This window comes from Buttiauxella sp. AC038, assembly GCF_979253565.1.
In genome coordinates this window covers 1,098,085-1,118,803 of the sequence record NZ_CEEDCQ010000001.1, presented here as the reverse complement: position 1 = coordinate 1,118,803, position 20,719 = coordinate 1,098,085, and the positions used below count along the sequence as shown (strand labels likewise).

At 44.3% G+C, this 20,719-nt stretch carries 22 protein-coding genes and 2 pseudogenes; 9 read left to right on the top strand and 15 right to left on the bottom strand.

Annotated elements, in window-relative coordinates; all coding sequences use genetic code 11:
• The first annotated feature begins 12 nt into the window (after positions 1 to 12).
• Together AC0IXI_RS05305 and AC0IXI_RS05300 are read left to right on the top strand one after the other, a co-directional pair.
• Positions 13 to 333: a TA system toxin CbtA family protein gene (locus tag AC0IXI_RS05305; RefSeq protein WP_471682026.1), complete on the top strand. Its 321-nt coding sequence runs from the start codon at positions 13 to 15 to the stop codon at positions 331 to 333.
• A 375-nt stretch (positions 334 to 708) separates the two neighbouring features.
• Positions 709 to 1,571 (top strand): annotated as a pseudogene (locus AC0IXI_RS05300) (tyrosine-type recombinase/integrase); the annotation flags it as partial.
• Between the two features lie 38 nt (positions 1,572 to 1,609).
• Here AC0IXI_RS05300 and AC0IXI_RS05295 read toward each other — a convergent pair.
• The 3 genes from AC0IXI_RS05295 to uraH all read right to left on the bottom strand — a co-directional run bounded on the left by AC0IXI_RS05295 (position 1,610) and on the right by uraH (position 5,270).
• Positions 1,610 to 4,036 carry a hypothetical protein gene (locus tag AC0IXI_RS05295; RefSeq protein ID WP_471682025.1) on the bottom strand — a complete coding sequence of 809 codons (2,427 nt, stop codon included), beginning with the start codon at positions 4,034 to 4,036 and terminating at the stop codon, positions 1,610 to 1,612.
• Between the two features lie 298 nt (positions 4,037 to 4,334).
• Positions 4,335 to 4,700: a phage polarity suppression protein gene (locus AC0IXI_RS05290; protein WP_471683201.1), complete on the bottom strand. Its 366-nt coding sequence runs from the start codon at positions 4,698 to 4,700 to the stop codon at positions 4,335 to 4,337.
• A 168-nt stretch (positions 4,701 to 4,868) separates the two neighbouring features.
• Positions 4,869 to 5,270 carry a hydroxyisourate hydrolase gene (uraH, locus tag AC0IXI_RS05285; protein ID WP_471682024.1) on the bottom strand — a complete coding sequence of 134 codons (402 nt, stop codon included), beginning with the start codon at positions 5,268 to 5,270 and terminating at the stop codon, positions 4,869 to 4,871.
• Positions 5,271 to 5,775: 505 nt separating this feature from the next.
• Here uraH and AC0IXI_RS05280 point away from each other — a divergent pair.
• The 7 genes and pseudogenes from AC0IXI_RS05280 (at position 5,776) to AC0IXI_RS05250 (ending at position 11,105) form a co-directional block, all read left to right on the top strand.
• Positions 5,776 to 6,064, top strand: a pseudogene (locus tag AC0IXI_RS05280) (helix-turn-helix domain-containing protein).
• Positions 6,065 to 6,304: 240 nt separating this feature from the next.
• Positions 6,305 to 6,928: a hypothetical protein gene (locus tag AC0IXI_RS05275; protein ID WP_471682023.1), complete on the top strand. Its 624-nt coding sequence runs from the start codon at positions 6,305 to 6,307 to the stop codon at positions 6,926 to 6,928.
• The gene (locus AC0IXI_RS05270; protein ID WP_471683200.1) at positions 6,871 to 7,398 is read left to right on the top strand and encodes a GGDEF domain-containing protein; all 528 of its coding nucleotides are present in this window, start codon (positions 6,871 to 6,873) and stop codon (positions 7,396 to 7,398) included. The genes AC0IXI_RS05275 and AC0IXI_RS05270 overlap by 58 nt, the downstream gene beginning before the upstream one ends.
• Positions 7,399 to 8,341: 943 nt before the next feature.
• Entirely contained in the window at positions 8,342 to 8,632 is a 291-nt protein-coding gene (locus tag AC0IXI_RS05265) for a Bor family protein (protein WP_064513534.1), read from the top strand.
• Between the two features lie 131 nt (positions 8,633 to 8,763).
• On the top strand, positions 8,764 to 9,168 hold the full coding sequence (locus AC0IXI_RS05260; protein WP_134184242.1) for a dTDP-glucose pyrophosphorylase: 405 nt from the start codon (positions 8,764 to 8,766) through the stop codon (positions 9,166 to 9,168).
• 211 nt (positions 9,169 to 9,379) lie between these two features.
• Entirely contained in the window at positions 9,380 to 10,024 is a 645-nt protein-coding gene (locus tag AC0IXI_RS05255) for a Qnr family pentapeptide repeat protein (RefSeq protein ID WP_064513240.1), read from the top strand.
• Between the two features lie 220 nt (positions 10,025 to 10,244).
• Positions 10,245 to 11,105, top strand: a complete 861-nt coding sequence (locus AC0IXI_RS05250; protein WP_134184244.1) for a PA4780 family RIO1-like protein kinase — start codon at positions 10,245 to 10,247, stop codon at positions 11,103 to 11,105.
• 78 nt (positions 11,106 to 11,183) lie between these two features.
• Here the strand turns inward: AC0IXI_RS05250 and AC0IXI_RS05245 are convergent, their stop codons facing one another.
• From AC0IXI_RS05245 to fliD, 12 genes are all read right to left on the bottom strand, one after another.
• Positions 11,184 to 11,678 carry a GGDEF domain-containing protein gene (locus AC0IXI_RS05245; protein ID WP_471683199.1) on the bottom strand — a complete coding sequence of 165 codons (495 nt, stop codon included), beginning with the start codon at positions 11,676 to 11,678 and terminating at the stop codon, positions 11,184 to 11,186.
• The gene (locus tag AC0IXI_RS05240; protein ID WP_471682022.1) at positions 11,675 to 12,709 is read right to left on the bottom strand and encodes a cache domain-containing protein; all 1,035 of its coding nucleotides are present in this window, start codon (positions 12,707 to 12,709) and stop codon (positions 11,675 to 11,677) included. The genes AC0IXI_RS05245 and AC0IXI_RS05240 overlap by 4 nt, the downstream gene beginning before the upstream one ends.
• Positions 12,710 to 13,010: 301 nt before the next feature.
• A complete protein-coding gene (locus AC0IXI_RS05235) occupies positions 13,011 to 13,286 on the bottom strand; it encodes a hypothetical protein (RefSeq protein ID WP_471682021.1) in 276 nt (91 codons plus the stop codon).
• A gap of 82 nt (positions 13,287 to 13,368) precedes the next feature.
• Positions 13,369 to 14,514 (bottom strand): hypothetical protein, encoded by a 1,146-nt coding sequence (locus AC0IXI_RS05230; RefSeq protein WP_471682020.1) that lies wholly within the window; start codon positions 14,512 to 14,514, stop codon positions 13,369 to 13,371.
• Positions 14,515 to 14,566: 52 nt separating this feature from the next.
• Positions 14,567 to 15,493, bottom strand: coding sequence for a putative lateral flagellar export/assembly protein LafU (gene lafU, locus AC0IXI_RS05225; protein ID WP_134184253.1), 927 nt, complete (start codon positions 15,491 to 15,493; stop codon positions 14,567 to 14,569).
• Positions 15,493 to 16,356: a flagellar motor stator protein MotA gene (motA, locus tag AC0IXI_RS05220; protein ID WP_134184255.1), complete on the bottom strand. Its 864-nt coding sequence runs from the start codon at positions 16,354 to 16,356 to the stop codon at positions 15,493 to 15,495. Before motA ends, lafU begins: the two co-directional genes overlap by 1 nt.
• 7 nt (positions 16,357 to 16,363) lie before the next feature.
• Positions 16,364 to 17,062, bottom strand: a complete 699-nt coding sequence (locus tag AC0IXI_RS05215) for a FliA/WhiG family RNA polymerase sigma factor (protein WP_134184257.1) — start codon at positions 17,060 to 17,062, stop codon at positions 16,364 to 16,366.
• A 20-nt stretch (positions 17,063 to 17,082) separates the two neighbouring features.
• On the bottom strand, positions 17,083 to 17,586 hold the full coding sequence (locus tag AC0IXI_RS05210) for a flagellar basal body-associated FliL family protein (RefSeq protein WP_471682019.1): 504 nt from the start codon (positions 17,584 to 17,586) through the stop codon (positions 17,083 to 17,085).
• 16 nt (positions 17,587 to 17,602) lie between these two features.
• Positions 17,603 to 18,655, bottom strand: coding sequence for a flagellar hook-length control protein FliK (locus AC0IXI_RS05205; protein ID WP_471682018.1), 1,053 nt, complete (start codon positions 18,653 to 18,655; stop codon positions 17,603 to 17,605).
• Positions 18,648 to 18,971: a hypothetical protein gene (locus AC0IXI_RS05200; RefSeq protein ID WP_471682017.1), complete on the bottom strand. Its 324-nt coding sequence runs from the start codon at positions 18,969 to 18,971 to the stop codon at positions 18,648 to 18,650. The genes AC0IXI_RS05205 and AC0IXI_RS05200 overlap by 8 nt, the downstream gene beginning before the upstream one ends.
• Positions 18,964 to 19,359, bottom strand: coding sequence for a flagellar export chaperone FliS (fliS, locus tag AC0IXI_RS05195; RefSeq protein ID WP_134184265.1), 396 nt, complete (start codon positions 19,357 to 19,359; stop codon positions 18,964 to 18,966). Before fliS ends, AC0IXI_RS05200 begins: the two co-directional genes overlap by 8 nt.
• A gap of 14 nt (positions 19,360 to 19,373) precedes the next feature.
• Positions 19,374 to 20,678, bottom strand: a complete 1,305-nt coding sequence (gene fliD / locus AC0IXI_RS05190; protein ID WP_471682016.1) for a flagellar filament capping protein FliD — start codon at positions 20,676 to 20,678, stop codon at positions 19,374 to 19,376.
• Between the last annotated feature and the right edge of the window lie 41 nt (positions 20,679 to 20,719).

Below are 20,719 nucleotides of genomic sequence, written 5' to 3'. Positions count from 1 at the left end.
AGGACTTCACTCATGCAAATTTCAACTGTACCGGCCACGGTGCCGGTTTCGTCACGTCTGTCGCCCGTCCAGGTATGGCAGCAATTGTTAACGTATCTGCTGGAACACCATTACGGCCTTACACTCAACGACACACCATTCCATGACGATGCAGCAATACTGGAGCATATCGAAGCGGGAATAACGCTGGTTTATGCGGTAAATTTCCTGGTGGAAAGCTATGAACTGGTACGTATTGACCGAAAGGGATTCACCTGGCAGGAACAAACACCTTTTCTTACCGCTAACGATATTCTCAGAGCTAGGAAAGCTACCGGATTAATGCACACATAAATAGCGTTAGTCTTCCTTCCTATCTCGCCTTCCTTTTCTCATCAAAAAGAGATGAAAAAACTTTTAGGCACCTATATAGGCACCAAAGAAAAGTTGAATTAGAACTTAGATCAACTATTTCAATAAATTACATCACCAATTCAGACTCCCCCAGCCCACCAAAATTCTTTGTTGATGGTCACCAGAGCCTGATATGAAGTCCTGAAAGCCCGCACGGCGCAAGCCTTGCGGGCTTTTTTGTATCTGTTATTTGTCCGTTACCATCCGAGAAGATCCGCCTGAATCCAGTGATAATTGGTATACGTTTAGGTACACGCCATACTTTAGGCCTAAAAACGTGTGCCAATTATGGAAGGAATCCAGCCATGGCGCGACTATCTGGAACTGTATCTTTTCCCACATATGGGCTCTGCTGATATTCGTAAACTCAAAACCAGCAATCTCTTAGCGCCAATTAAAGTCGTGGATGCCAGTGGAAAACACGATGTAGCGCAGCGGCTGCAACACGGGTTACGGCTATCATGCGATATGCCGTTCAGAACGATTAAATTGATTCTAATCCTGCCAGCGACATGTCCGGGGCGCTAACCTCAGCCAAAGCTCGTCATTATCCCGCCTTAGCCCGTATTGCTGCCTATCGTGGTCGCAAAATGACGCGTATTGCAATCGAGTTATCTCTACTTACCTTCGTTCGCTCCAGTGAGATGCGATTTGCTCGATGGGATGAGTTTGATTTTGAAAACGCTTGCTGGCGTATACTGGCGCAGCGGGAAGAAATCAAAGGTGTGCGCTACTCCTATCGTGGAATGAAGATGAAAGAAGAGCATATCGTTCCGTTAAGCACTCAGGCTTTAGCTTTGCTGGATGAGTTGAAGCAGCTCAGTGGGGATAATCCGAGGCTGTTTCCAGGCGACCACGATCCAAACAAGGTTATGAGTGAAAACACAGTTAATAATGCTCTCAGGACTATGGGCTATGACACACAAACGGAAGTCTGTGGGCATGGGTTCAGAACTATGGCGCGTGGTGCTCTCGGTGAGTCAGGTTTGTGGAGTGATGACGCGATAGAACTCCAATTAAGTCATTCTAAGCGTAATAATGTGCGGGCTGCTTATATTCATACATCTGAGCATTTGGATTAACGTAGGCTTATGGTTCAGTGGTGGTCTGATTATTCAGAGTTAAATTGTAAGATTGAAATTTCTCCTTATGATTTTGCAAAAAATTATCATCGATAAAATAATGTCGGGTGTATTGTTCACCCGACTTTTATTTGCTATTTCCTTAACGAATTCCTTCTTTTTAAAATGAGTTGTTTGAACGTATTAATTGATTTTTTAGTTTTAGCAGCATATGGTATATCTGCAGTGAAAACCTTTTCTGCTAATTTTAAAAATCTATCTGAGTCGCCCAAAATAAGTTGTTTGTCTTCTACACTCATTGCTTTAAATGTGAAGTGATAACGGGCAATAGATTTCCTTAAGCAACAAAATGATTTGGCTCTGCCAAGAGATTCTGCTCTATCGATATACTCGTCACCGGAAGATATATCATCTTGTCTGTAATATATTAATGCTATATTTACCAATGCATCGCAATTTGTTTCGTTTAGCTCTAGTGCTTTAAGGGCCATTTCTAATGCTTGTGGCAAGTCATTTATCTTATTGGATAAAAACCATGAGAAACGATCGTGTAGAGCTGAGTTAAATGGATCGTCCTCAATTGCTAATTTATAATATTCAAGTGCTTTAGGGAAGTCATTATTATCAACTGCAACTTTTGCAACTTTGCTAAATTCACTTCTAAATGCCTCTGATACTCTGTCTTCTTTATATTCTTTCTCGATTTTAATTCTTTCATGAGTGTACTTGTCAACATTATTGGATAGGTCAATGATATCTCGCTTTTGAGGTTCATTTAGTTCAGATAATTTTTTCTCAAAAAAACGTTTAGCAAGTTCAACTAATTCGAGTTCATAGTGACTGCCATAGTCTAATGTTGATGCGAAATGAGTTTCTTTTAAACTGTCTAAAAAGTTAATATGCTGAATTTCTACTAGTTGGCATGCCCTGCTTATAGCTGTGCTATTTAATGGGCTAGTTAAGGAAATTATAATATAGAACAATTTTTTCTGCACATCATTGAGTCTATCCCAAGCATCCTCGTACAGAAATTCAAGTAAATCGTCATTGGATTTTCTAAAAATATTTTCTACCGCTGAATCAATTGAGATTCTACTTCTTGATATGTAAACTACTAAAGCTTCAAGCAATAGTGGTTTATTCATTAATTTATTTGCCGTGGCACGCAGTTTACTATCGCCGGCTTGTGTGATTGGTAGTGCGTTATATATTTCTGCAAGCCTGTTCAGTAGCTTGACAGAGTCATCCTCATTAAGTCCTTCAATAAGGATGTGCTCAACTTCGACACTTTCCTGTCTTCTTGATGTTATGATTAGACGACCTATTTTTTTCCCCGCCTGCTTTAAAAATTCTGTTAGTTCGGCATTTTTTTGCGGACTGTCACTCAGTGTCTCTGAGTTGTCAATTATTAAGAGTAAGTCATTCCTTGTTATTTTTTTCTCTGCAAGGAAATTGACAGCTTTATCAATTAAACTTATTCCGCTTACGGTATACCACTGTCGATCTAATGTTGGGCTATAGAATTTAATTATCTCTCTGATACATTCATCCATTATAGGTTGTACAGTGCTGAAGCGTTCTAAACCATTTTCAGTCCACCTTGTCATTTTGGCTGTATAAAAACATATTAAGGAGGGAAGGTCTTTTGTGATTTTAAGATCGCCTTCTAACAGGCGATTCATTGCTTCTAGGACTAAAGTTGTTTTCCCGTAACCGCCATCCCCGTAAATTAAACACCTTCTTGAATCATCATCATTTAGCCATTCTACTAAATGCTGAACCTCTTTTTGTCTCCCTTCAAATGTTTCTGTTTGTCTAATTGGTACGTTATGTTCAATAATGAATTCTTTTCCTGAGCATTCGACTTCAATTATTTTATAATTTTCATTGTTCGATTCATTGAAACTATTAAATATATTTTCTTCATTAAGGGAAACAGTTTTTAACTCAGATGATTCGTAGTTTAGTGGTTGTAGTTGTACTTTCCAGTTTCCTTGTCGTTGAGTAACTTCACTAATCACTATAGCTTCATCTCGAAAAACCAAAGGGAAATTTATATTTAATTTTCCTGATGGTATGTCGATATATAAATTGTTATTATCGTTTTTTGGTATTACCGATGAGAATGCTTGCAAGCAAGTGTCTATTAGGTGATCTGTCCTTCCCGCCCATTCTTGCATTGATGCTTTATCTAGTACACCATGACCAGGCTTCTTATTTCTGAAGGTTACCCACTCTTGTAATAGGGTAGAAAGAGACTTTCCAGAAATTTTATCTTTCTCGTACCATCCAGGAAACATGCTTTTGTCAAATTGAGAACGTAAATGTGGCGTAAGTTTGTCAATGATATCTACTGGCATTCCATCAGTGGGCTTTTTGAATCTGTCTACAAGTCCTGAAATATCGATATCATCGGTGCTAGTTTCACTTTTAGATAATTCTAATGCTGAAATTGAAATTGTTTGAAGGAGAGATCGAAGTATATTAGTCAAACATAAAAATTTATCTGTGACATCCATCATGTCAGTATGATCTTTTGCCATTTGATATATTTCTTTCATCTTGTCCTCTGAGTTTCTAAAGTACTGGTAATCGGATTTTTCTGATTATATGGCTTATAGTCCCATGAGTGCAAAGCACGAATATCACGATAATAATATTTATATCTGTTTGCGCGCAATGCTATCCCCGCCACACCTGCCCGCTTCATGGGTGGGTTTTAATGCATATGCATGAACACCCCGAAGCCGTGCCAGCTCTGGGGTGATGAGGTGTGAAAAATACGGGATTTTACATGCAAAACCATGCACCGTAATGCATGGTTTAATTGAATTAAATGGCGGGATTTTCAGGTCGATTTTACGCGGGTGGTTGCTGGCTCAGTTCTGTCTGCCGGTGCGCGTAAACATGGTTTTGTGCCGGTGTATATTTCTGCTGATTATCAGCCCGCGAAGCCTTATCAGGCCTGAATCCGATGGACGTTAAAATGTCGCTGTTTTCCGCTGTGTAATGAATTTCCGGGCCGGTCGCCAGATAATCCCGCAGGGCTTCCCCGATGTAATGCGTCGCTCGCCGTATGGCCAGCTCGCTGATTGCCGCCGGAAGCTGATTAATCCCCATTAATTCCGGTGCCAGCATGCAGACCAGTGCCGTCCCGTTCTGCGTCATAAACGCGCCCAGTGCATTCCCGATGCTGATGTGATGCACCAGTTCCTGTGAACGGATATAGCGGGCCAGCCGCCCATCAAAATCCTCCGTCAGTGGTTACCAGAACCATCTGATGAAGTCGAAAGCCCGCTTAACGAAAGTTATGGACTGACCCCATAAAACAAAAAGCCACCAGCAAATGCCAGTGGCCATCCATAAACTCAAAAAAATTAACGATGATTGATCTTAACTACCCCGGTAAGTTGAGTAACCGTATTGGCTCAACAATAAAGGGATATGGAGCTTTTGATTCGTCTTAGTGACGTTGAAAATCACAGGAACTGACGGGAAGAATGTTTCCTGATTATTTGCCTTGAAGTAGTCCCCCACTTTAAAGGTCACTTTATAGATGCCTGGTTCCATATCACCATTCTCCGGGAAAAGTGATTTGATTCTGCCGCCGGTATCCGTTTTTGAAGTCGCAAGATGCTTCCAGGAAGAACTTTCTTGCTTGTCCAATTCAACGACTACGCCCTGGGAAGGTAAACCAGTCTGTTGATTGAGAATATGAACACTGAGAGTTCCTTCTGGTGCTGCAAGTGCACTGAAGCTGAGCAAGGAGAGAATAGAAGCCGCTAAGATTTTCATCGCGTTAACCTGTTGTGAATTTGTTAACGGATTATATGAACCTACACACATAATAAAATTAAACTTTTTGTTATATGTCTGCGTTTTAAGGCTGAAATTTCCGTTGAGCAGCGATAGCCAAATTATCAAGGGTTAGAAGGAGCGCTTAAATTGTCTGAAACTCATAAAAATTCTTTGGAAAACAACTCGCATTCTCGTTATTAGCGGGTTGGTTAACATCTTCGATTTGCGTTATAGTCAGCCCGCTGCGGCAAAATCCGCAGCCAGGTTTCGCAGCCTGGAAATTACCTTGAGAACACATATATCCCATACTTATGTGTTGCGCCTCCGTTCATCTGTCAAACGCTAATCTGTGTTTGAACATTCAATGGTGGCTCAGGCAGGGCAGCCTTCGGGCTGGCCGGGTCTCCAAGGTAACCGGTACTGCGAACCTTGTCTGAGCTACCACCAATCAAGAGTTTCGCAGCTCCATTGGTGGTCATTATCACTTACCTTGGAGATGTTTATGACACTTTCACACAGCCCTACTTTCCTACCTTTTCAACAAGACTGGCACAAAGCCGATATCATCGCGGCGCTGCATAAAAAAGGCACCTCGCTGGCTGCCGAATCCCGCGCCGCAGGCTTAAGTTCTACAACTCTTGCCAATGCGCTGACGCCCATGGGCGAAAGGTGAATTGATAGTAAGCAATGCGATTGGCGTACCCGCCGAAATCATCTGGCCAAGCCGCTACATTAATCCTCAAACAAACGAACCAATCACCCGGCTAATGCGCACCCGTCATCCGAAATAAACAATTAGCGCCATCTGACTAAATCTCTGCACAGATGGTGCTTTAATTAGCTTGAATGATTCCGGCGAGAGCGGTGAAAACATTCTGGCCGGATTTACGAGCGTGTTCCGAATAGAGTCCATATTAAGCCAGTAGAATCATTACCCTATTTGGAACTTGTGATATTATAAATAATGTTTTTGTATAAAAACATGCCAAATGTTAATAAACACCAGCAAATGAAAAAAGAGTAATGATATTATGAATTATGATGATGCTATTGATGAAGAGAGACGTAAAATGATCTCCCTCAGTGGCGCATGGTTTATTGTTGTGACATTAACACTGTCTGCTTTTGTTCTATTTTATTCCTATTTTTTAGATGACGATAAATTTATAACAGCCAATACTTACAGTAAAATCTTTGCATTCATCTATATTTTATTTATATCCACTTTATGGGTTGTCCGCACATTGAACCCTTCTTATCTCGATAAAAACTGGATGAGAAATGCATCAATGCTTATTTTTATTAATGGACTCATATGGGGAGGCATCGTTTTTTGTTATGTCATGGAAAACCGTCTACTCGGGCCAGTTTTTCTTTGCGTAATTGTATTGTTTTGTGGTGTTGTATCTGGTTATCCATTAAAGCTAATTTCTATATACTGCCTACCTATTTTCAGTTCATTATTGTTGGCAACATTTTTAAAAAATGGATTACTCCAATCCCTGTACATGTCTATTATCCTGGCAGGAACTTGGTTCATTATAAAAACCAGCGACTCTTTAATTAAAAAAAGAATAAACAAGGAGATTGCTACTTCATTAATTTTAGAAAAAAAGCATTTAATGCATATAACTATGCCCAAACAGATTATCTGACAGGCGTTTTTAATCGCCGGGGCTTTGAGGTCGAGTTTAAAAAAGCAGTTTCGAAATGTGTGATTCAACAAAAACCTTTTGCAATCATACTTGTTGATATTGATTTTTTCAAAGAGATAAATGACAGTTTTGGTCATATTGCTGGCGATGATTGCCTTATTAGCGTTGCCGATAAAATTAAAAGTTGTATAAAACCTTTCGCAGCAAGTGTTTCACGATATGGTGGGGATGAATTTATTATTATCATCCATGATGCCTGTTCTACAACGGTCGAGATACTTTGTAAGAGCATCAAAAAATCCATCAATGAAAATAGCTTGAAATCCATAGGATACAAGTGCGTTTCAGTCACTCAGGGTGTAGCTATTTGCAGCAATGCAAAGTATGTAAATGATATTATAAATTGCGCTGATAAAGCTCTTTATGAGGCCAAGGAAAATGGAAGAAACTGCTACCGAATAGCCGAATGATATATAGCTACCAGAAATAATATTATTGATTCCCCATTTAGCCATTGTGTTTTTAAGGCATGTTGCGAAATGGGGAGATTAAAAAAGCGCAGAAGCAGGTTTATGCGTATCGACTGGCTACAGTGCTATTCTATTGGGAAGCCTATCTCCGCTGAACTAGCCGAATGGTCTCTTTATCTTCAATTACCCTAAATCCTCTCCTGTGCAGGAGCTTAGTAGCATACCAATCCATCCACTACGAATCAGCTCTACCAAGCAACAACACAGAGATAGCATTTCTTATAGCTGCAAAAAAAGAGCTAATAGTAACCAAGTGCGACTACTTTAATTGACAATAATCAACTAACGGTTTGAATGCAATTTAACTAAAACAAAAAACATGCAACATTGACGCAACAAGATAACTATAGGGTTTACAGATGCTGCTGTTTAGATTGTCTACATCAATATTATGCGCACTACTGACTGCTCTAACCTTTATCTGGGGAGCGCTTGTGTTTGATATAGAGATGATTTCAGTACCAGTGACTGAATTTATGTCCGGAATTGTTGATAACATTTATGTCAGATTGGTTGAAACTCCAATGCAGGAAAGCAGCGTTACAGAATTTACTGAGTAACCAATTCAATAAAGCAAAACACAGATAATTAATGAGTGCCTGCTGCCCCCCTCTCAGTTTACTGCTGGATATCGATGAGATATTCCCGATCCTACTCCAGTCATTCGAAAGCAATGGAGTGAGAATGATTTCAAACCCTATTCACCAACTATTTTCAACATAGTGCAATCATCACCAAAACAATTCAATGCATTACATTTAACATATATCAATATCGATTAAACGCACATTACTATTCTGAAGATAAAGTGTGCGAACTTTTATTTTTTAAGTACTTTAAGAAAGAACACATAAACACTTAACTTCACTATAAAATGGTTACCATGAAAAAATTATTAATTGCAGTTATTGCAACTATGGCATTATCTGGTTGTGCTCAACAAACCTTCAAGATTAATAACGGTATTGCTGAAAAACCTTCTCAGGAAACTAAACAAACATTCTTTGTTCAAGGACTTGGGCAATCTCAGACCATAGATGCCGCTCTTGTTTGTGGTGGGGCTGATAAAGTCATCCGCACAGAAGTTCAGGAATCAGGAATGGACGTACTTCTGCGAGTTGTATCACTTGGCATTTATACACCTCGTGAAGCCCGAGTATATTGCTCTAAATAATTATTCTTCGCAGGCATTCATTGAATGCCTGCTGAAGGATGGTCTACCTTTATCAGATATCACAAAGTTTTGATTGCTGACTGGTGCAAGCTGCTGATACGGAACCTACCTTGTTTATGGAGAAGGAATTAATGACTGAATCTTCACTCATTCCACTGTCTTTCCCCATGCCGGAAATCCCAGGCGTTACTGTGACGTATGGCGGGCTGCATTATCTGCAACCTGAATTGCTACTGGATTTTATTAGTGTCTCGGCGCAGCCACCGGCTTCTGTCACCCCGGTTGCTGTGCTCTACGCCGATATCGGTGTCTTGCAGCGTATTGAATTACGTAAAATCCCTGTACCGATCAAAGGGCCCATTGTTTACCCTGTCAGTTCTCAGGCGCTTCCCAGTCTGCGCGCAAGGCTTATCATTAATGGGCCATTCAAAAAACTTAAATTCCAGGGCACTCTGATTGCAGCAACGGCAGAGCCATCAGTGCAAAATATGACTCTCATTGGTCTGGCGCTAGAGTTCACAGCCCTTCCACTATAATTTCACGCAACATCTTACTGCCATAAATTCAGAACCGGCAACGCGCCAAATCCTATGTTTATCCACCTTACAATTACTGAATTGTGGGTTCTGTCTCACTCTTAACGCCCTACTACGTCCTATACAAAAAACGTGCTGCAAACCGATTTCCCACCCTCTCAATTCGGGTTACAATCAATTAATGACTGTATAAATAAACAGGTTAATTGCTATGAATCTGGCTTTAAATGGCGAAAAGATTGGTCGTGATCAGTTCACCGGCGCGAAAATTGAAAACAGTACTTTCTATAACTGTGACTTTTCAGGGGCTGACCTGACGGGTACAGAGTTTATTGGCTGCCAGTTTTACGACAGGGAAAGCCAGCAAGGTGGTAATTTTAGCCGGGCAATCCTGAGGGATGCGGCCTTCAAGAACTGTGATTTATCGATGGCAGATTTCAGGAATGCAAACGCATTGGGCGTTGAAATCCGCGAGTGTCGGGCGCAGGGAGCAGACTTTCGTGGTGCAAGCTTCATGAATATGATCACAACACGCACCTGGTTTTGCAGTGCATACATAACCAAAACCAACCTGAGTTACGCCAACTTTACTAAGGTAGTGCTTGAGAAGTGTGAGTTGTGGGAAAACCGCTGGAATGGCGCTCAGATACTTGGCGCGACCTTTAGTGGCTCCGATCTCTCTGGAGGAGAGTTTTCTTCATTCGACTGGCGCGCAGCAAACTTTACCCATTGCGATTTAACCAACTCAGAATTGGGTGAATTGGACGTACGCGGCATCGACTTACAAGGAGTAAAACTGGATAATTATCAGGTGATCCAAATAATGGAGCGATTGGGAATAACAATTATCGGCTAGGCTTGCCATGGAAAGTGGCAGCCTGACAAGTGAGATTCAACCATGAACGGCTTGGCTCACTGTATGATATACGTACAATTGAACGTCTACCTAAAGACAAGCAATAAAATACAGACAGTTACGTTATCATCCCTGTTCAGCCAGATAATTGCCCTCTTTTTCCCACATCGCTGGTTGTGTTATTGGTACGAAAAGCGGCTGAAATAAGGTATAAAGCGGCATGAAAATCCCAAATAGAATCCAACCGCTGGTTGATGATGGCCTGATCGACGATGTGCTTCAGCGGCTGAAAAGCGGCAAAGAGGCCGACGTTTACACCGTTTTATGCGGTGGCAAGATCCAATGTGCCAAAGTGTACAAAGAAGCGACACAACGTAGCTTTAAACAGGCTGTGCAGTATCAGGAAGGGCGAAAAGTCCGCAACACACGTAATGCCCGTGCGATGCAAAAAGGCTCGAAATTCGGGCGCAAGCAGCAGGAAGAAACCTGGCAGACAGCCGAGGTGGAAGCATTATTCCGTCTTGCTAACGCCGGGGTGCGCGTACCACAGCCATATATGTGTATTGACGGCGTGCTATTGATGGAGCTGGTCACGGATGCTGAAGGTGCTGTGGCCCCTCGTCTGAGTGATGTAACTCTGGACGAAGAGAGCGCGATTGCTGATTTCAATACCATGATCCGCAATATCGTGCGCATGTTGTGTGTAGGCATTGTGCATGGCGATTTGTCGGAGTTTAACGTGCTGCTTGATGCGCAAGGGCCGGTCATTATCGACTTACCGCAAGCCGTCGACGCCGCCGCCAATAACCACGCTGAATCCATGTTTGAGCGTGATGTGAATAACATCACCGAATACTACGGCCAGTTCGCCCCGCATCTGTTGAAGACACGTTATGCGAAAGAGATTTGGGCGTTATATGAAGACGGAAAATTAACGCCAGAAACACCGCTGACGGGTCTCTTCGTTGAAGAGGTTCATGACGTGGATATGGATTCATTGATTGATGAAATCATTACCGCGGAAGATGAGTATTATGATCGTCAGCGGGCGGCCAAAGAGCGCGACCAACAGTACGAATGATGAATCAAAACGCCCGCATAGCAGAAGTTATGCGGGCGTTTTTGTCTTTTTAAGACAGATAGTTAAGGGTAACTCCCCTCAACTTAACGGTGGATAAATACAGTTCTTTCCTGATTCCTTGGCTTCATATAAAGATTTGTCTGCTGAAGCAATAATTTCATCCAGTGTTTTACCATCCCCGGAACTGGCTATTCCACAGCTAAATGTAACCGTTAGATTTTGCTCACGCCATTTTCTGCGGCTGACGGTATAACGCCAGCTATCAACAATTTCATAGCATTCAGCAAATGTGATTCCGCAGAAAATGGCGACCAGCTCTTCACCGCCAAAGCGATAAATAGAATGAGTACCACCTAAACGTTCAAGCCCAATCTTACTTACATGCTGTAAAACGAAATCACCTGTCGGGTGGCCATAGGTATCATTGATTTTTTTAAAGTTATCTAAATCAATCATCGCCAGATGAAAAGGAGTATTTGAACGAACCAGGTTAAGGGAGTCCTCTTCAAACCTGCGGCGGGAACCTATTTTCGTCAGGGTGTCGGTACTTGCCGCCTGTACAGCCTCTTTCAGAGTTTCATTTTTTTAGCCAACCCCTGGCATAGCCCGGCAAAATTATGTGGTAATTCGTTGCCGTCATCACCATTAATATTTTTATAAAGTGTGTCTATCCACTGTTTAAAGTATGCTCTGCAAATCAGGGCCATAATAAAGTAGCAAAATATACAGGCTAGAATGACATACACCAGTACAATGTAGGAATCATTTAATAATTTATCGTATTCTTTAATATCAACCGAGGTAAAGGCAACCCAATCAGGATTTTGATAAGCTTGATAAAAAACAATCTTTTTATTTACCTCATCCCTGAAATAACCCGTAGAGTCCTTTGCTTCACTAATCCATGAGGCCGGTACAGTCCGGGTGAAAATATCCTTAGTATTTGAGGACATAATCACAGAACCATCCATTGCTGCGACCTTGAAGTGACCATTATAGGGGACAACAAGCCCCTGCATATTATTGCTCATAGCAACAAAACTCAGATCAAAGGCAATATTACCGATAAATTCAGAATGCTTGTCAAAAAGATTCATACTTACGCTTATAGATTTTTCTTTCTTTTTTTCAGAGTTAGTTTTCTTTGCCGAAATATAAGGCTCAGAATAAAACACTTGATCTTTAAATCCATCCCTGTGGTACCAAGGGCGCGAGCTTGGTTTATAGTTTTCTAATTCAAAAGGCGGATAAATTTTGTAGTTATCTTGATTATCAGAAACAAGTACACTAGCCAGCATTTCATTGGCATTAACTAAGGATGGAATGAGCAGATTCAACTCAGTGTGATTAGGCGAGATATACTCGATTATGTCATGTTTCTCTATCATGCCTGAAAGGGAGCTAAACAGGACATTGATTTTTCGTATTGGGTTTTCAATGCAGTTATGGGCACTGTTTGATGTAAACCTGAACATGGTTTCATCAAAATGATTTTCTGTATTGATTCGAATGTAAAAGAAAGAATAAATAGAAATTAACAAAAATGGTGCAAGTACAACAGAAATTGTTATAGCCAGAGCGCGTTTTGAAGTTAGTGTTAACATGATGAGTAATTCTTAGTTGTTATGCAAAGGAACAGCATAATTCAATAACTATTAAATAGACTTAACGCCTATAATTTAACTTTTGCATTCTAAACCAATAACAAATCAATCACTTTTTAACACTCCCAGACATTATAAACACCCAGTTATTCGGGCGGCTATTATCGTATAACTTATTAAAATAGCAAGCAGTGCTAATGTATTAGCTACCCCGATATGATTTATTATTCTCAGTAGATAAAAAAACAAAGCCCCGATAATAATTCGAGGCTTGGATGATAAGTTCAATGTGAGGGGGAAGTTAAACTGCTGAGGGGTTTTGTATAATATTTTCGCTAATGCTGTAATCCATTAATTGCCAGTTAATAGTGTGACCAGAGTGATAAGGCATGATGTTTCCTTTCTCAACACTCACAACCTGAGTTACCGCATTAACTGCGGCACTCCACACTCCACTTTGCTGGCAAAGCGTTCCGCTATATTGGTGATAGCCTATTGGTTTTCGATTCGTCGTTTCCTGTGAACCGTCAACAGTAAAGCCAGAGCCATAATGATAAGGCGTCGAGTCTATCTTCATTATGAAATATCCAGATAATTGATGGGTAGCTATTAATAACTACGACACAAAAACTGAACAAATTAATAGCGATATTAACTACTTAGGCACCCACTTTACGAGAGTGTGATGCAGATACCATTTTAAGCTCATCGAAGCGACGAGAACCTTCTGTATATCCCCATGCTGCAACAAGCTCCGCTTTGCTGGGAATATTAGTCGCCTCTCCACCCGCCTGAATAACAATTTTTACTGCTTGCAGCTGTTTACTTAATGACTGACGTAACGCTTTTAATTCCATTGGGTTCATTAAACTTGCCTGCATAGGGAACACTGACTTCCCCGGGATCGCCTGAGCAAAAGTTTGAGGCGTCTGTTTTGTTCCGGGAAGATTCTCAAGCCCCAATGCTGAAAATATCCCACTGCTAATCACCTTTTCATCAAACGGGATGGTGCCATTTTCATGGCGAATAATCGCTTTGCTTAATGCGCTTAATACTGATGGAGCCGTAAGATCGAGCCGTTGATGAGGAGAAACCCCCAGCGCCTGGCTTACTTTGCTGATATAGCTGGAAGTGTCGTTATTGTCTGAAGCGGGTGCCCATCGCGAAATAACCTTGCTGATGGTATCCAGCCCACGGCGATGATACGAAAGCAGGTTCATCCCCAACGCGCGAATACCGTGTTCAGGAGAGGAAAATGTAGCGAAACGCCCGTCATTGCCCGTTTGCCCCTGCCAGTCGAACAGCTCACTGGCTTCGAGGTTACCGGGGTTATTATTACGAATTCCACGAATATTCCCGGCATCTGCAGCCCGTGCCAACAATCCTTTCTCCCGGACTTCACGCGAAGCTGTGCGCGTAACGGTTTGCCCGCTTTCATTCCAGGGTTTGCCGGTGCGGCTGTTTTTACGCAGCGATAACCGTTTCATCAGCGAGATTTGCTTTTCACTCCACCCCTGGCTTTTGGCGAATTTCACCAGCTGTTCAAGTGTTGGCGTGGTGCTGGCTGTTTGAACTGGGCGAGTCGTTTCAGGGCGTGATGGTGCCACCGCAGCTTTTACGCTTTCCACTTGTTGTTTTTGCGTCGCCGAAAACGCCTGCTGAAAAGATGCCGTACTGGTAGATGCCGTGCTTACACTTTTAGCGGGGTCGGTATTTGCCGCAGAAGCTGCAACAACCGGCTTTTCCACGGGCGAAGGGGTATTTTTTGCTTGTTGACGGTAATAATACTGAGCAATAACCGACATGAGTTCCTCTCAAAATACACCGACGGAGTCCCTGACTCCGTCGGAAAGCAAATTAGTGCGCAGTTTTAGAACCACTTACAGGTTGCACTACATCCACACCATGCGTACCAAAGAATTGATAAAGCGAGTCCGCAGCCGCGTGGGTTAGCACCATGATTTCAATACGGCGGTTTGCAGCACTCAGTGGTTGATCCGGTTTAAGCAGCATTTTGTCCGCCATCGCATTCACCTGAATCACTTTGTCTCCCGCCATGCCGCCCTGCTCTAACGCTATTCGGGCCGCCAACGCACGGTCACCAGACAAGTTCCAGTTGTTATAACGCGTCTGATCCCGGTACATAGAAGAGTCCGTATGTCCGGTGATAATCACTTTGTTATCAATTTTATTAAATACCGGTGCTAGCTGAGTCAATAAACGCTGGAAGAAGGGGGTCAGAATCGCGCTGCTGCGCTGAAACATTTCCCGCTTCTGATCGTCCTGAATCAGAATGCGTAACCCCTGTGGAATGATCTCCATTTCGAGGTTTGATTGCGCGTCGAAGGCTTTGGTGATTTCAGTAATTACACGCGCCAGCTCGATCATTTCCTGTTGTGAACGCTTATTCACATCTTCCAGCGATTCCGTAGCTTTGCTGGCCAGATCCAACTGTTCGATCTGTTTGGTAAAATCGTCGGTTGTCGGTGCGCCGCCCTGTTTGCCAGGAATAATCATATTGGGGCCATTCGTCGCTTTGCCGCCGGAAGATAGCGGCGACATCACCACGCCATCAAAAATAGATTCCCCAGTAAGCGTCGCCACCACCTCTTTTCGTTCTTCTTCGGTGACTGAACTCATGATCCACAACACCATAAACAGGGCCATCATGGCGAGCGTAAAATCGGCAAACGCCACTTTCCACGCACCACCATGCGGCGCGTGATGTTCACGACGCGAAGCGCGTTTGATTATCGTGGTGTGGCCTTGTTTCTTGCTACGCATCAACCTTCACCAATCAGTTCATTAACCCAACCATCAAGGGTGGCAAACGTTGGTTTGGTATCCATTGGCAACATTTTACGCCCGGCATCCACAGCCAGCAGTGTCGGTTTACCGGCAACCTGGTTCACTAACACCGTACGCACACATTCAAGGGCAGCCATCTGCTTTTTAGTCTGCTGTTCCATGGCGTTAGCTAATGGATCAAGCAGACAGTAACAGATAAATACGCCGAGGAACGTCCCCACCAGCGCGGCCGCAACTTTTACCCCAACCACAGCAATAGAGCCGTCGATGGATTGCATTGTGATAATAATTCCGAGTACCGCCGCGCAGATACCAAATCCAGGCATCGCTTCAGCAGTACGCTGCATTGAGCGAGATGGTCTGAGAAGTTCTTCTTCCATAGCGCCAAGCTCTTGCTCCAGAATACCTTCCAGCTCATGCTCGTTGATCTTGCCCATCGCCATTAACCGGAAGTTATCGGAGATAAAAGTGATCAGCGCATGGTCTTCCAGAACTAACGGATACTTTTGAAAAAGGTCACTTTTTTCAGGAGATTCGATATGTTCATCAAGTACCTTTAACCCACCATCCTGTACCAGTTCCAACAGTTCATAGAGCAACATCAGCAACTGCCGTTGGTAGTCTGCGGTGTAACTGTTTTTACGCATGGCGCTTTTAACCTGCCGCCACATTTCGATAAGCACAGCTTTAGGGTTGGCGAGGACCATGGCCCCAATCCCCGCACCGATGATAATCATCAGTTCGCCTGGCACCCAAAATGAGGCCAGCCGTCCACCAGATTCAATAAAGCCGCCCACTACACAGCCAAAAATGATCACTATTCCGAGTAATTTTTGCATCAAGGTCTCACTGCGCTACGGCATCTTTAATTTTTTGCGTGATTTTCTTATTCAGCTGGCAAATCCTGGCCTCAGTGAGATCCAGAACCAGCGCGATTTCTTTCAGGCTCATTTCGTGTTGGTAATAGAGACTCAGGATCAGCCGTTCCCGCTCATCAAGCCCGGCCAGAGCCGCACGTAATGAATCGCTGATAATGATTTCATCTTCCAGGTTTCGGCTGTTGAAGCTGAGGTCGGAATCCGTGATGAGCATGTCATCAAGGCTGTGGATAGCACTGGCGCTATCGAGCAATAAATACTCCTGATACTCTTCAGGGGTTATCTCCAGATGTTGCTTTATCTCTTCAAAATCAACGTCTTTACCAAGCTTGCGGCTGAGTTCTCTGATAGCGTCATTGATCTTATGCGCTTTCTGGCGCAACCGGCGAGGCCGCCAGTCCAGCACACGTAACTCATCAAGTATCGCGCCGCGTACTCGCTGAGCCGCAAAAGCGGCAAACTGTTCATCAGGCCTGCCGTAGCGGCGCAAAGAACTGAGCAAACCCATCAGGGCGATTTGCTGCATATCTTCGCTGTCGATAACGCTCTGGGCCTGCCATGAAAGCTGTTTCACGACCCGCTTTACCAGAGGCAGATATTGGGAAACGTAACGCGACTCTTCCGCAGGCGTTAGCGTTTCACTGGAGATAAAGGTGCTGCATTCCATTGTGCGTTCCTTCCCTGTTTCTACTGCAACAACATTTTGCTGATAATCACGTCATTAAATGGCATCCGTGAATTGAGTTGCTTAAAGCGTTCTTTATAAGCACTCATCAATTCGTCGTGTATGTCCTTCACAGTTAATGTGCGAACCAGGCTGTAATCTTTTTCGGTTAATAGAGAGACCGTTGCCCCACGAATAGCAGGGATCATCATTTCAGTTTGTTTCACGGCTTCTTCTGTAGCGGCAGTTAAAGCCAGTTCGAGAAGCATGTAGCGCTCTCTGCCACCGTCGCTTTTCAGGGTGATGACGATGTTGTTGATTTCAACGAACAGAACCTGAGTTTCCTCTTCTGTCGAAGAAAATAGATGGGTAAATTTTTGCCAGACCGAGTGGGTCGCTGGCACTTCGATTTCGTCGGCGACAGCCGATTTAGCAAAGTGTTGAGTCCCCATAACTGCTAATACCGCAGCCAGCACAGAAGAGATAATGGCGATTGCCAGCCCCATCGAAAAAGTTTTAATCGTCATAGAGTTATTCAGTTTCTTATACAGTCATCAAAATAGATTTATCGTCCCGCGATCGAGTCTCGTGCGCGGTATCGGGTTGTTCATTTGCCAGAATGCGTTCATTTTCACGGCTAGCATGGTGCTGCCGCTGTCCTGGATTTTGCTGCTGGTTGTGATTCGACAAACGGACGTCAACATCAACAAAGTGCTGTTCCGTCAACGCCTGGCGCAGGTCGTTACTCACCTGCTGTAGTGCCCGATAAACGTCGCTTTGCCCGGCGTTTATCTGCACCTGAATTTTCCCGGCTTCAATCTGCACCACAATCTCGATGCGACCCATATCGGGCGGATCAAGACGGATTGTCGCGTGCTGAATCTGGTTGTTAATTTGCAGATTCAAGCGCTCGCCTAACGCATGTTGCAGTTGCGCAGACAACCCCTGGCCACTGCCATCAGCACGCATCGGCGCATTAACCTGGGCTTGCGGTTGCCCGGCTGAGATAACAGGAATATTGGCCGCGGGTGCCACATTTAGCCCCGCCAGGCGCAGTGTTTCTGCCGTTGCGGGGGTAAAGGCTTTTTTCGGCAAAACAATTTCTGCAGGCTGAGTTGAAGCAACTCGAACATGCCGGTTTTGCGCATCAGCTGTGTGTGCCGTAGGCTGCATTTCCATAGAGGCAGGCTCGGCATTATCCGTTTGTAATTGGACGTTCAGCGGGCGAGCAACTGGTTGCTCTGCTGCGGCTGGCAATACGGCTGTCGCAGTCATCAGCATCGGTACCTCGCGGTTGACCAAAGACGCCAAAAATTGCTGAGCCATCTGCTCTGCTTGCTCATCCGGTAATTCAGCCAGCACCTCATCCAGCGTGCTGGCTTCTTGCGTCTGAACCACTTCTTCGTCCGTGGCAATGGAAGCCGAACTGGTAGCTAACAGCAGTTCTTCAAATAATATCTCGCCAGCATTAACGTCCTGCGTTTCATCGAGTTCCAGCAAAGCAGCTGTTGCCGGAGCCTGCAACGTCTGCGAGTGCGCAGTCTGCTGGAGTAAACCGCCCGAGTCCGATGCCGTGTATGCGAGAAAATCACTCATTAACGACTCGCCCCTCATCCAACTCTCTATCCATAAACTGTGCGTAAGAAAGCGCCCCTTCGCGCTGATTGCGCTGTTGAGTCATTTCTTTACTGAGTTCATCGCGTGTCTGGCGCACTAACTGGTGCACTTGCAGATGAACTTGCTGGAGTTTGTTTAGCGCTTCGCGCTTTTGTTCGGATATCTCTCGCCCATGCAAACTGCACAGCAGGGCTGCGATATCAGTATCTAATTGCTGGATTTTGTCCCAGTCCTGGCGCTTACCCGCAGCCGCAAGGGCTCGTGCCTGCCAGTCAATTAATTGCAAATCATCCATGGCGTTTACCCATGTCTTCCCAGCCTTCGCGTAATTCGCCGAGGATGGTTTCAACTTCTTCAATGGCCGAAACAGAGAGGTTATTGCTACCGTCGTATAAGCGATAAACGCAGTAGTCGTACAAATTGGCGAGGTTCTTTGCCAGTTCGCCGCCTTTCTCGTAGTCCAGCGCGCTGGTCAAGGCATTGAGAATATCAATGCATTTATTGATGCTTTGGGCTTTGCGCTCATAGCGTTTTGCCTCGATATGGCTTTTGGCGCGCACCAGCTCATCGGTTAAGCCGTTAAACAGCATCAGCACCAATTGGTGTGGCGTTGCCGCAGCCACTTGTGCCGCCATATCAGACTGGTAATACTCGCCGTATCCTTCTTCGCTGTTTCCGTACATTGTTGTCTCCTTCCTTAGACTAAGCCAAACATGCTGGCGGTGTTGTTCATCTGCTGTAACACGCTCTGCATGCGGGTGAACTGCTGCAAATAGCGGTTATAAGCAGTGTCATAACGGGTGTTGATTTTGTCGCTGCGATCGCTTAATTCGTTTTCACGGCGACGGTTGGTCTCTTCACGGTTTTTGATATCGCCAGTGGCCGAGCTAAGAAGCCTATCCATCGATTTATCCATTTTGCGCAACAGGCCATTGCTACCGTTAAACAGCGCATTAAGCTTGCCGGGGTCGTCAGTCAGCTTTTCTTTAAGCTTGTCGCTGTCGAGCGTGAGCTTGCCGTCTTTATCAGCCGTGAGGCCAAACTGGGTAATATCGAGGCCATCAATAGAGGTACGCAGCATGTCATTTAATTCGCGCCGCAGGCCGCTGATGCTGGCATCACCAGCAAACGCCCCACGCTCGCTACTGCTTGAGCCAGAGGATGTTAATGCCCCCAGCGCAGTAATAAGTTTGTTATATGACTCAACGAAGGTGTTAACCTGGGCCTGAGTTTCGGTGGTATCAACGCCCACATTAATACGCAGTGGCGCGTCGCCTGCTTTATGAGTCTGATTTAATTCGAGGGTGACACCGTCTATCAAATCGGTCAGCGTATTGGTGCTGTTGGTGATTTGCATACCGCCGTTCTGCGGATCACCCAGATAAACAATCGAGTCCTGAGCTGCCGATATAGTACTCACACTATTCATTGCAGCAGGTTGGCCGGTCAGGGTGATGGCATTTTCAGCCCCGCTTTTATCGCTGCTAAGCATCAGGCGCACTTCGCCGCCGGTGCGCACCAGCGAGGCAGTGACACCTGGATTCCCGTCCATGCCGTTAATCGCTTTTGCCAGACCTGCCAGGCTATCAACACCGTCCATATCAATAGCAATGGATTTGCCATTGATTTCAATGTTCATTGAACCTGTCGCATTTTTGACGTCATCATCTTTCAGGCCGTCATAGGCTACCTGATGTGAAGAAGCCAGTTGCTGGATAAACAGGTTATAGGTGCCTTTACGCGCATCGGAGGTGGTGGTCGCTTTAGCCATGTTCTCAACGCTCATACTGGCGCTGGTTTTCAGCATCCCGCTGCTGCTTTTATTGAGATTAGTTAGCGAGGTGCGGAAGTCTGTCAGGTTGCTTTTCAGCGCTTTCAGGGCATTTTGCTGAGCGGCTAAACGGGCTTTTTGCGTTTTAAGTTGGCTTTGCAGCGTCTGCACGTCAAAGCCTGCAAGCTGTGTGGCCATTGACTGCGGGTCAATACTGCTGAAATCGGTCATGCTTCCTCCCTGGCATAGTGCTATGTCCTGAAGTTATTAAT